Source organism: Microbacterium mangrovi, from assembly GCF_000802305.1.
GTDB classification, from domain to species: Bacteria; Actinomycetota; Actinomycetes; order Actinomycetales; family Microbacteriaceae; genus Microbacterium; species Microbacterium mangrovi.
This window is the reverse complement of the sequence record NZ_JTDK01000017.1, coordinates 141,614-152,567: the sequence shown is the minus strand read 5'-3', so window position 1 is coordinate 152,567 and position 10,954 is coordinate 141,614. Positions and strand designations below refer to the sequence as shown.

The 10,954-nt window shown below is 70.9% G+C and carries 10 protein-coding genes; 8 read left to right on the top strand and 2 right to left on the bottom strand.

Annotated features, from left to right (window positions below; all coding sequences use genetic code 11):
- The first annotated feature begins 453 nt into the window (after positions 1-453).
- From LK09_RS17295 to LK09_RS17285, 3 genes are all read left to right on the top strand, one after another.
- Complete coding sequence (locus LK09_RS17295) at positions 454-1,098, top strand: histidine phosphatase family protein (RefSeq protein ID WP_039402324.1); 645 nt, start codon at positions 454-456, stop codon at positions 1,096-1,098.
- A gap of 155 nt (positions 1,099-1,253) precedes the next feature.
- Positions 1,254-2,510: a flavin-dependent oxidoreductase gene (locus LK09_RS17290; RefSeq protein WP_039402322.1), complete on the top strand. Its 1,257-nt coding sequence runs from the start codon at positions 1,254-1,256 to the stop codon at positions 2,508-2,510.
- Entirely contained in the window at positions 2,507-2,941 is a 435-nt protein-coding gene (locus tag LK09_RS17285) for a MarR family winged helix-turn-helix transcriptional regulator (RefSeq protein ID WP_039402321.1), read from the top strand. The genes LK09_RS17290 and LK09_RS17285 overlap by 4 nt, the downstream gene beginning before the upstream one ends.
- A 115-nt stretch (positions 2,942-3,056) precedes the next feature.
- On the opposite strand, the gene helR is transcribed toward LK09_RS17285, so the two are convergent.
- Both helR and LK09_RS17275 read right to left on the bottom strand, forming a co-directional pair.
- Positions 3,057-5,219 carry an RNA polymerase recycling motor ATPase HelR gene (helR, locus tag LK09_RS17280; protein WP_039402319.1) on the bottom strand — a complete coding sequence of 721 codons (2,163 nt, stop codon included), beginning with the start codon at positions 5,217-5,219 and terminating at the stop codon, positions 3,057-3,059.
- Positions 5,220-5,350: 131 nt separating this feature from the next.
- Entirely contained in the window at positions 5,351-5,743 is a 393-nt protein-coding gene (locus tag LK09_RS17275) for a polyketide cyclase (RefSeq protein WP_039402401.1), read from the bottom strand.
- Positions 5,744-5,830: 87 nt separating this feature from the next.
- Between LK09_RS17275 and LK09_RS17270 the strand changes: the two genes are divergently transcribed.
- The 5 genes from LK09_RS17270 (at position 5,831) to kdpB (ending at position 10,936) form a co-directional block, all read left to right on the top strand.
- Complete coding sequence (locus LK09_RS17270) at positions 5,831-6,160, top strand: metalloregulator ArsR/SmtB family transcription factor (RefSeq protein WP_039402317.1); 330 nt, start codon at positions 5,831-5,833, stop codon at positions 6,158-6,160.
- A complete protein-coding gene (locus LK09_RS17265) occupies positions 6,157-6,576 on the top strand; it encodes an SRPBCC family protein (protein WP_039402315.1) in 420 nt (139 codons plus the stop codon). Before LK09_RS17270 ends, LK09_RS17265 begins: the two co-directional genes overlap by 4 nt.
- Positions 6,577-6,924: 348 nt before the next feature.
- Positions 6,925-7,014 carry a K(+)-transporting ATPase subunit F gene (gene kdpF, locus LK09_RS21210; RefSeq protein ID WP_082008355.1) on the top strand — a complete coding sequence of 30 codons (90 nt, stop codon included), beginning with the start codon at positions 6,925-6,927 and terminating at the stop codon, positions 7,012-7,014.
- Positions 7,014-8,699, top strand: a complete 1,686-nt coding sequence (kdpA, locus tag LK09_RS17260; RefSeq protein ID WP_039402312.1) for a potassium-transporting ATPase subunit KdpA — start codon at positions 7,014-7,016, stop codon at positions 8,697-8,699. The genes kdpF and kdpA overlap by 1 nt, the downstream gene beginning before the upstream one ends.
- Positions 8,696-10,936 carry a potassium-transporting ATPase subunit KdpB gene (kdpB, locus tag LK09_RS17255; RefSeq protein ID WP_082008354.1) on the top strand — a complete coding sequence of 747 codons (2,241 nt, stop codon included), beginning with the start codon at positions 8,696-8,698 and terminating at the stop codon, positions 10,934-10,936. Before kdpA ends, kdpB begins: the two co-directional genes overlap by 4 nt.
- Positions 10,937-10,954: the final 18 nt, after the last annotated feature.

Here is a 10,954-nt window from a genome sequence, read left to right as displayed (position 1 = left end):
TGAATTGATCCAAAGGAATCTCACCAACCGAAAACGGTTGGACGAGGTTATTTGGCATTTGACAAGTGCACGCTGTTGAGTTCTCAAGGATCGGATGCACCCGGCACTCACTCTCTCGAGCTCGTCACCAGGGCAACTTCTCTAGCTTAACTCATGTTCTCAACCGTGTCAAACCGCTTGGTTCGACGTGTCGTGAACACGAGGAAGCACCCACCGTGTCCTGAAGGACGGGGTGAAGCTCCTGCTTTCGCAGGTCTTCTTCGATGGGGTTCTGTTCGCTGCTTGAGGGGAGCTGGCCTTCCGGCTCTTCGCTCTACCCTTTGGGGCGAACAAGTAATACTCTACGTGGATCCCGCGGACCCGGCGAATCCAGGCCGCACCCCGGGCGTGTCGCACGCCCCGCCCGCTCGGCGAACTCCCGCCTGACCAGGCGAAGACGACTACGGTCGCGGTATGACCACGTTCTTCCTGGCACGGCACGGCGAGACCCTCTGGCACGCGGACCACCGATACGCGGGGGTTTCGGACGTCGGCCTCACCCGTCACGGACTGGGTCAGGCCGCCGCTCTCGGGGCCTGGGCCGCCGACGCGCACCTCAACGCGATCGTGTCTTCGCCGCTCTCCCGTGCGCGCCGTTCGGCCGCCCCCGCGGTCGAGACCACCGGCCTGCCGCTGCGCATCGAGGACCGTCTCACCGAGATCGACTTCGGGGTGGGCGAGGGCCTCACCCCCGACGAGCTCGCGGCGCGGTATCCGGCCGACTGGGCGGCGTTCCGCGCGTCGCCGGCATCCGTCCCCCTCCCCGGAGGCGAAGCGGGACGCGACGGCATCGCCCGCGCCCTCCCCGTGTTCGACGATCTGCACACCGAGATGCCGGACGGACGCATCCTGATCGTCGCGCACGCCACCCTGCTGCGACTGGTGCTGTGCGAACTGGCGGGCATCGACGCGGACGGCTACCGGGACCTGCTCCCCGTGCTGGGCAACTGCACGATCACGACGATCGCCTATCCCTGGGCGGCGGAGTGCACGGCCCCCACGCGCCCGCGCACGCGCCTGCTCGGATACGACGTCCCCCCGTCCCGCGCCCACCTCTGACCGCTCCGCCCCCTCTCCCGCGCCACCGCCCCGCGCCCGCCACCCCGGTTCCGCTGTCCTGTTTCGCGCGCCCGCGTGCGGAACAGGACAGTTGAACGGGGGTGGATGCCGGCATATGATTCAGTCACAAAACTACTTGTGACGAAGGAGTCAGCATGCGCATCGTCATCGTGGGGGCCGGCATCGGCGGCCTCGCCACCGCGCTCAGCCTGGATGCGGCCGGCCTCGGCCCGGCATCCGGACACGAGGTCACCGTCTTCGAGCGGTCGGCCGAGATCCGCGGCCTCGGGGTGGGCCTGAACCTGCTCCCGCACGCCATGCGGGAACTCACCGATCTCGGGCTCGACGACCGGGTCGCAGACCTCGGCGTCGCGCCGTCCACGCTCGCGTACTACAACCGGTACGGTCAGCCGATCTGGTCGGAGGCGCGCGGACTCGCCGCCGGATACCACTGGCCCCAGCAGTCCGTGCACCGCGGACGGCTGCAGCTCATGCTGCGCGACGCGGTCGCCGAGCGCCTGGGCGACGTCATCCGTCTCGGGCACCGGCTCGTCGGCGTCGAGTCCGGCGAGACCTCGGACACCGCCGTGTTCGACACCGAAGACGGCGAGGTCCGCGTCGATGCCGACGTGATCGTGGGAGCGGACGGCATCCACTCGGCCCTGCGCGCCCTGCGCTACCCGGCCGAGGGCGCGCCGCCGTGGAGCGGGCTGACCATCTGGCGCGGCACCGCGGTGGTGCCGACGTTCCTCGACGGCCGCACGATGATCATGGCCGGCGACGGCGACCAGAAGTTCGTCGCGTATCCGCTGTCCGAGCCGGATGCCGGGGGCCTGCAGACCATCAACTTCATCGCCGAGCGGCGCGGCGACGGGGTGCCGGACGCCGACTGGAACCGCGCGGTCGACCCCGCCCCGATCGCGGAGCTGTTCCGCGAGTGGACGTACGACTGGCTGGACGTGCCGGCGACCATCGCGGGAACCGCCGAACTGCTCGAGTACCCCATGGTCGACCGCGACGCCCTGCCGCAGTGGACGTTCGGACGCACCACCCTGCTCGGGGACGCGGCACACGCCATGTACCCGAACGGGTCCAACGGCGGGTCGCAGGCCATCCTCGACGCCCGCACCCTCGCCTACCAGCTGGCGACGGCATCCACCGTGGATGCCGCCCTCGCCGCTTACGAGCAGGCGCGGCGCCCCGTCACCGCGAAGCTGCTCGAGATGACCCGCCAGACCGGACCGGAACGCGTCATGCTGCTCGCGCGCGAGCGCGCGCCGCAGGGATTCGCCGACATCCACGACGTGATCCCGCCGGCCGAGCTCGAGGAGATCGCCGCCGCCTACAAGCGCGCGGCCGGATTCGACCCCGCCGTGCTCAACGAGCGCGCGACGCTGAACGTCGTGCGATGACCGAGCTGGATGCCGGTCGCCTCGCCGCGGTCGTCTCGCCGCTGCGGCGGATGCTGCTCGGCGCGGCCCGGTCCCGCGAGCAGCTGCCGGAGATCCCGGATGCCCAGATCGAGGTGATCCGGGCGCTGCCGGCCGGCACCGTGCTGGCGCCGAGCGTCCTGGCCGACCGGCTCGGCGTGCAGCGGTCCACCGTCAGCAACCTGCTGAAGTCGATGGAGCGGGCCGGGCTCGTCGAACGGCGCGCGGCCGCCGGCGACGGGCGGGGCGTCGAGGTGGAGGCATCCGCCCGGGCCCTCGACCTGTTCGGCCGGTTCGACCTCGCCGCCGCCGCCGTCGTCACCGAGGCGGCGACGGCGCTCAGCGACGAGGACCGCGCAGCGATCGCCGCCGCGATCCCCGCCCTCGAGCGGTTGCGCGACGCGCTGGGGTGAGACGGGCGTCCGTCCCTCGGTTCCACCGACAAGAGTTGCGCGCAGCAGCCGCAAATGTTGTCGGTGGAACAGGCGGGGGGCGGATCGCGGCGCGGGGCCGGGAGACCGAGACCCGTCAGGTGAGGATCACCAGTTCGGAGGTGGTGCGGGTCATCGAGACGTACCGGTCCACGGCGCCCTCGATGCCGCGGCCGAACGAATCCGGATCGACGAGCACCACGAGATCGAACTCCAGCCCCTTCGCCAGCACCGGGGTCAGGGCGCTCACCCGGTCGCGCGGGGACAGCTCGGCGACGAACTCCGGCGTGCCGATGACGCACGCCACGCCCTCCTCGTGGGCGGCGAGCCAGGCATCCAGCTCGGCATCCAGCTCGGCGAGCGCGCCGCGGCGCACCGGCATCCCGCTGCGGCGGATCGACGTCGGGACGTTGGCGTCGGGCAGCTCCGCCCGGATGACGGGGGCCGCGGCATCCATCACCTCCTCCGGCGTGCGGTAGTTCACCGAGAGCGTCGCCGTGCGGATGCTGCGCAGCCCCGCGCGCGCGAGGCGATCCGCCCAGGACTCCGTGAAGCCGTGCCGGGCCTGGGCGCGGTCGCCGACGATCGTGAAGCTCCGCGACGGACACCGCCGCAGGAGCATCGCCCACTGGGCATCCGTCAGCTCCTGGGCCTCGTCGACCACGACGTGCGCGAACGGACCGGCCAGGACGTCGGCGTCGGTCTGCGGCAGCTCGGCGTCGTCGATCAGCGACTCCCGGACATCCGCCCCGCGCAGCATCGTCATGAGCTTCAGCTCGGAGTCGTCCGCCTCGATGAGGTGATCGATGACGTTCTCCATCTCCTCCTGCTGGGCGGCGAGGGCGCGCTCGCGTTCGCGGGCGCGCTGCTCGACGCCCGGGTCGCCGACGCGCGCGCGGGCGGCATCCAGCAGCGGAAGGTCGTCGACGGTCCACGCGCGCGGATCGTCCCGCTGCAGCGCGGCGACCTCGGCTGCGGTGAGTCGCGGCGCGCACCGCTGCAGGAACCCCGGATTCGCCCACAGGGATGCCACCAGCTCCACCGGGTCGAGCAGCGGCCAGGCCCGGTCGAACGCGCCGGTCAGGGCCCGGTTCTGCGCGAACAGCCGGTCGGCGGCGGCGCGCGCCGGGGCATCCTCCTCGCCGGCCGCGCGGGTCAGGCGCACGAACAGGATGTCCAGCAGCGTCTGCCACACCTGGGCGCGGGCCTCGTTGTGCGGGATGCCGGATTCGGCGCTGTCGAACGCGTCCGCGAAGTCGTCCGGCGTCAGGACGAGGTCCGCGATCGGCGTCTCGACCGTGAGCACCTCGTCGGGCGGGCTCTCGTAGAACGACGCCGCCCGCTCGACCGCGAGGACCAGCTCGGCCGTGGACTTCAGGCGGGATGCCTCGGCGTCCGTCTCGGGCAGGGCCGCGGGACCCTCGGGCAGCATCTCGCGAAGGGTCGCGGTGAGCACCCCCTCCTCGCCGAGGCTCGGCAGGACGTCCTCGACGTAGGCGAGGTACGGCTCGTGGGGTCCGACCACGAGCACCCCGCCGCGTCCGGCCGACAGCTGCGGATCGGCGTACAGCAGGTACGCGGCCCGGTGCAGGGCGACCACCGTCTTGCCTGTTCCCGGGCCGCCGTCGACGACCAGCGCACCGCGGGCGTCGGCGCGGATCGCGGCATCCTGATCCGCCTGGATCGTGGTGAGGACGTCGTTCATGCGGCCGGTGCGGGTGCGGCCGAGGCTCGCGAGCAGGGCGGAGTCGTCGTCGAGCACGACGTCCGCCGGGATGTCGTCGGTGAAGGCCTCGTCCCAGTAGTCCGTGATGCGGCCGCGGCTCCAGCGGTACCGGCGACGGGCGAGGAGTCCCTGCGGGTGCGCGTGCGTCGCGGCGAAGAACGGCTCCGCGGCCGGCGCACGCCAGTCGATGAGCAGGCGCGTGCCGTCGGCTTCCGTGAGCCCGAAGCGGCCGATGTAGACCGGGTCCCCGTGTGCGGGCGTCATCCGGCCGAGGCAGGCATCCACGCTGTACCGTTCCAGCGCGCGGATCTCGGCGGTCAGCCGGCGGATGTTCTGGTCGCGGTCCAGCGCCTTCTGCCCCTGACCGGCGGGGGCCCGGCGGGCGGCGTCCAGGCGCGCGGTCAGGCGCGCGATCTGGTCGCGGATGGCGGCCGCGACGCGGGCGAAGTGCTCGTCGTCGGCCGCGGTCAGGTGCGGTGCGGCCTTGACGGCCTTCGTGTCGGGCAGTGCGAAGACGGAGGCGGACAGCTGCATTCGGCATCCCTTTCCTGCGCCGGTGTTCGTCGTGTGATTTGCGGCGCGATCAGCCATTCTGCGCGCCGGGAGGCCCTTGCGGCAAGGCCCCCTCGTCGTGGGATAATGGAAGTGCCGACAGGTTCGGCCGGTCAGTCTCGTTCGAGCACGGTTCGCAGTCGCTCGAGATCCGCGGTGACCGCTGCGGCATCCTTCTCGTACTGCTCGTCGGTCAGGTTCAACTGGCGCAGCGTGAAGATCAGCTCGGCGCCGTCCGGATGCGCGATCACCCGCACCGGGTTGTAGGTGACCTGGCCGGTGTGATCGGTGACCCAGTGGTCGAGCACGCCGAGATCGTTCGGTGCGGCGAATCGCATGCGCCAGTCGCCCATCGGGGTCGGGATGACGAGGTCGTCGCCGTCGTGCCGGACGGCGGTGTCGGTGAGGCCGGCGGCCCACTCGGGCAGATTCTCGGGGTTGCCGAAGTACGCGGCGACCTCGGCCGGATCACGCCGGATGACGGTGCTGAGGTGACGGGACTGCATGGATCCCATGCTCGCACCGGGCCAGGGGCGGTGGCCCGGATCCGGGTCGAGATAATACGTCGGAGAAATCCGACGTATAGTGGGGGCATGCCCATGGATGCGTTCGGTGCGCTCGCCAATCCGGTGCGGCGGCAGATCCTCATCGCCCTGCGCGACGACCCCCTGCCGGCCGGAGAGCTCGCCGCGCTGTTCGACCTGAGCCGGCCGGCCGTCTCCGAGCACCTCCAGGTGCTGCGGGATGCCCGGCTGGTCAGCGAACGGCGGGACGGCCGCCGCCGCATCTACCGGCTCGAAGCCGAACCGCTCGCCGAGATCGACGAGTGGCTGCATCCGTTCGAGAAGTACTGGCGCGGGCGCCTCACCGCGCTCGCCGCGGTGCTCGACGATCTCGAACCCGACCCCCAGGAGACCCCGTGACCGACCTCGCCGTCATCGAATGCGACCACTTCTACCCGCACCCGCCGGGCGCGGTGTGGCGCGCGCTCACCGAGCCGGAGCTGATGGCGAAATGGTGGGTGGCGGGCGACATCCGACCCGTGGTCGGGCATCGTTTCGCCCTCGACATGGGCAGCTGGGGCGTGCAGGAGTGCGAGGTCACGGTCGTCGAGCCCGAGCGCGTCCTGGCGTACACGTACGCCGAGGGCGTGCTCGACTCGACCCTCACGTGGACGCTCGTCGGCGAGGGCACCGGCACCCGGCTGTTCCTCGAGCACAGCGGGCTCGACCGCGACACCCCGCTCGGCAAGGCCGCGTTCCACGGGATGGGCGCCGGATGGCCCGGGGTGCTCGCGCGGATCGCCGACGTGCTCCCGGAGGATGCCGCGGCATCCTGACTCGGGGCGACGGCCCTTCAACCGACAAGAATTGCCGCGGCGTCGCGCCGTTGTTGTCGGCGGAATGGAGGGGGGCCTCGCTCCACCGACAAGAATTGCCGGGGCGTCGCGCCGTTGTTGTCGGCGGAACTGAGGGGTGTGCCCTTCGACAGGCTCAGGGCACAGGGCGCGTCGCGGGTGTGAGGATGCCGTCAGGGCGGTGCGCGGGGGCGTATGCGAAGCGTGAGGATGCCGGCATCCGGCCCGGGACCGCGCGTGTGATGGTCCCGTGCTCGATGTCATCTACCTCGCCCTGACCCTGGCGCTGTTCGCGCTCGTGGGGCTCGTCACCAAGGGGGTGGAGCGGCTGTGACCGTCTTCACCATGCTCGGCGCCGTGCTCGCGGTCGCCGCCGTCGTCTACCTCGTGATCGCCCTGATCCGCCCGGAGAAGTTCTGATGGCGGCCGCCGACGTCTGGGCCGGCGTGTTCCAGGCCGCGTGCGTGCTGCTCATCCTCGTGCTGCTGTTCGTCCCCCTCGGGGACTGGATGGCCCGTACATTCACCACCGCCAAGGACTGGCGGGTCGAACGCGGGGTGTACCGGCTGATCGGCGTCGACCCGGCATCCGCGCAGACCTGGCAGTCCTACGCCCGCTCGGTGATCGCATTCTCGGTCGTCGGCGTGCTGTTCGTCTACGTCCTGCAGCGCACCCAGCAGTGGCTGCCGTCCTCGCTCGGGCTGCCCGCCGTGCCGGAGGGCCTCGCGTTCAACACGGCCGTCTCGTTCGTCACCAACACCAACTGGCAGTCGTACTCGCCCGAGACGACCCTCGGCTACACCGTGCAGCTGGCCGGCCTCACCGTTCAGAACTTCGTCTCGGCCGCCGTCGGCATCGCGGTCGCCGTCGCCCTGGTGCGCGGGTTCGCGAGTCGGCGGTCGGGCACGATCGGCAACTTCTGGGTCGACCTGACACGGTCGCTCACCCGCATCCTGCTGCCCCTCGCCGTCGTCGCGGCGATCGCGCTCATCAGCGCCGGCGTGGTGCAGAACTTCAACGGGTTCGTCGACATGCACACCCTCTCCGGCGCCACCCAGCAGCTCCCCGGCGGCCCGGTCGCCTCGCAGGAGGCCATCAAGGAGCTCGGCACCAACGGCGGCGGGTTCTTCAACGCGAACTCCGCGCACCCGTTCGAGAACCCCACCCCGTGGACCAACGTGCTCGAGATCCTGCTGCTGCTCGCGATCCCGTTCGCGCTGCCGCGCACGTTCGGCCGCATGGTCGGTGACAACCGGCAGGGCTACGCCATCGCCGCCGTGATGGGAACGATCTTCGTGGCATCCCTGATCGCGGTCAGCTGGCTCGAAGCCGCCGGATCCGGCGCCGCCCCGCAGGCCGCGGGCGCCCCGATGGAGGGCAAGGAGCAGCGCTTCGGCATCCTCGGATCCGCGCTGTTCGCGGCATCCACCACGGCCACCTCGACGGGTGCGGTCAACTCCATGCACGACTCGTACACCGCGCTCGGCGGCATGATCCCGATGATCAACATGATGCTCGGCGAGGTCGCCCCCGGCGGCGTCGGATCGGGCCTGTACGGGATGCTCATCCTCGCCGTGATCGCCGTGTTCGTCGGCGGCCTGCTCGTCGGCCGCACGCCCGAGTACCTCGGCAAGAAGATCGCCGCCCGGGAGATCAAGCTGTCGAGCCTCTACATCCTCGTGACGCCGACCCTCGTGCTGCTGGGCGTCGCGCTGAGCTTCGCGATCCCGCCGGTGCGCGCCGACATGGAGAAGACCAGCATCCTGAACCCCGGCGTGCACGGCCTCAGCGAGGTGCTCTACGCGTTCACCTCGGCCGCGAACAACAACGGATCGGCGTTCGCCGGCCTCACCGCGAACACGCCGTGGCTGAACACGATGCTGGGCGTCGTGATGCTGCTCGGACGCTTCGTGCCGATGATCCTCGTGCTGGGACTCGCCGGCTCCCTCGCCGCGCAGGACAAGGTCCCCTCCACCGCCGGCACCCTGCCGACCCACCGGCCCCAGTTCGTCGGGCTGCTCGCCGTGGTCTCGGTCATCATCACCGCACTCACCTACTTCCCGGTGCTCGCACTGGGACCCCTCGCGGAAGGACTCGTGAAATGACGACGACCGGCACTGCGGAAAAGGATGCACGACGCGTTTCGTCTCGCTTCGCTCGCTCAACGAGCGGACAAGGAGGGTCCGGAGGTGCGGGCTCGGGCGGGTCGTTCGGGTGGGCGCAGCTGGTGCGGGCGCTGCCGGGCGCCGTGCGCAAGCTGAACCCGGCCGAGCAGTGGCGCAACCCGGTGATGTTCCTCGTCTGGGTCGGCGCCGCGATGACGACGCTCATCGCGATCGCCGCACCGTTCCTCGGCGGCGAGGGCAAATCGGGCGGATCCGCGGTTCCCGCCGGCTTCACGTGGGGCATCGCGGTGTGGCTGTGGCTCACCGTGCTGTTCGCGAACGTCGCCGAATCCGTCGCGGAGGGTCGTGGCAAGGCCCAGGCGGCCACGCTGCGCAAGACCCGCACGACCACGATGGCCCGGCGGGTGACCGGCGGTCAGGATGCCGCGGCCCGGCTGCGCGCGACCGACCTCGACGCCGGCACGGAGCAGGTGGCATCCGGCGACCTGCGGCTCGGCGACGTCGTGGTGGTGGATGCCGGCGAGCTGATCCCCGGCGACGGCGACATCATCGCGGGCATCGCGACCGTCGACGAGTCGGCGATCACCGGCGAATCCGCCCCGGTGGTGCGCGAGTCGGGTGGCGACCGGTCGGCCGTGACCGGAGGCACCCGCGTGCTGTCGGACCGCATCGTCGTGCAGATCACCTCGAAGCCGGGCGAGACGTTCGTCGACCGGATGATCGCGCTCGTCGAAGGCGCCGCGCGGCAGCGCACCCCGAACGAGATCGCGCTGAACATCCTGCTCGCGAGCCTCACGATCATCTTCGTGATCGTGGTGCTGACGCTGAACCCGATCGCGTCGTACGCCGCCGATCCGGTCTCGATCCCGGTGCTCGTGGCGCTGCTGGTGTGCCTCATCCCGACGACGATCGGGGCGCTTCTGTCGGCGATCGGCATCGCCGGGATGGACCGCCTCGTGCAGCACAACGTGCTGGCCATGTCGGGCCGGGCCGTCGAGGCCGCCGGCGACGTCACCACGCTGCTGCTCGACAAGACCGGCACGATCACGTACGGCAACCGGCGGGCCAGCGACTTCGTCGCCATGGACGGGGTCGATGCCGCGGAGCTCGCCCGGATCGCGGCGCTCTCGTCCCTCGCCGACCCGACCCCCGAGGGCGTGTCCGTCGTGGAGCTCGCGGCATCCCGCGGCATCCACGTCGAAGAGCCGGCCGGGGCCGAGATCGTGCCCTTCACCGCGCAGACCCGGATGTCGGGGCTCGACCTGCCCGACGGCACGCAGATCCGCAAGGGCGCCGGCTCCGCCGTGCTGGCCTGGGTCGCCGAAGACGGAGAGCCGGATGCCGCGATGCGGGATGCCGTCGCCCGCGCGGCCGACGCCATCGCCCAGTCCGGCGGGACTCCGCTGGTGGTCGCCGTGAAGGGCGGCCCCTCGACAGGATCCGGGACCGGGGCGACAGGCTCAGGAACCGGGGCGAACCGCATCCTCGGGGTCATCCACCTGAAGGACATCGTCAAGGACGGCCTGAGCGAGCGCTTCGGGGAGCTGCGGCGCATGGGCATCCGCACCGTGATGATCACCGGCGACAACCCCCTCACCGCCGCCGCGATCGCGAAGGAAGCGGGCGTCGACGACTACCTCGCCGAGGCCACCCCCGAAGACAAGCTGGCGCTGATCCGCCGCGAGCAGGAGGGCGGCAACCTCGTCGCCATGACCGGTGACGGCACCAACGACGCCCCCGCACTCGCGCAGGCCGACGTCGGCGTCGCGATGAACACCGGCACGTCGGCCGCGAAGGAGGCCGGCAACATGGTCGACCTCGACAGCGACCCGACCAAGCTCATCGACATCGTCCGCATCGGCAAGCAGCTGCTGATCACCCGCGGCGCCCTCACGACGTTCTCGCTGGCGAACGACATCGCGAAGTACTTCGCGATCATCCCGGCCATGTTCATGGGCGTCTTCCCGCAGCTCGCCGCCCTCAACATCATGGGACTGAGCTCGCCCGCGTCCGCGGTGACGAGCGCGATCATCTTCAACGCCCTGATCATCGTGTTCCTCATCCCGCTGTCACTGCGGGGCGTGAAGTACCGGCCGGCGAGCGCGTCGCAGATCCTCAACCGCAACCTGCTCGTCTACGGGCTCGGCGGCATCATCCTGCCGTTCATCGGCATCAAGCTCATCGACATCGTCGTGTCGCTGATCCCGGGCTTCTGACCCACCTGGAGGAAACGA

What these genes read in the sequence shown, in the direction of transcription:
- LK09_RS17270 (WP_039402317.1), top strand. Translation starts at nt 5,831, where the DNA reads ATGCCCATGGATGCGTTCGGTGCGCTCGCCAATCCGGTGCGGCGGCAG.
- helR (WP_039402319.1), bottom strand. Translation starts at nt 5,219, where the DNA reads ATGCAGCTGTCCGCCTCCGTCTTCGCACTGCCCGACACGAAGGCCGTC.
- LK09_RS17285 (WP_039402321.1), top strand. Translation starts at nt 2,507, where the DNA reads ATGACCGAGCTGGATGCCGGTCGCCTCGCCGCGGTCGTCTCGCCGCTG.
- kdpB (WP_082008354.1), top strand. Translation starts at nt 8,696, where the DNA reads ATGACGACGACCGGCACTGCGGAAAAGGATGCACGACGCGTTTCGTCT.
- LK09_RS17290 (WP_039402322.1), top strand. Translation starts at nt 1,254, where the DNA reads ATGCGCATCGTCATCGTGGGGGCCGGCATCGGCGGCCTCGCCACCGCG.
- LK09_RS17275 (WP_039402401.1), bottom strand. Translation starts at nt 5,743, where the DNA reads ATGCAGTCCCGTCACCTCAGCACCGTCATCCGGCGTGATCCGGCCGAG.
- LK09_RS17295 (WP_039402324.1), top strand. Translation starts at nt 454, where the DNA reads ATGACCACGTTCTTCCTGGCACGGCACGGCGAGACCCTCTGGCACGCG.
- kdpA (WP_039402312.1), top strand. Translation starts at nt 7,014, where the DNA reads ATGGCGGCCGCCGACGTCTGGGCCGGCGTGTTCCAGGCCGCGTGCGTG.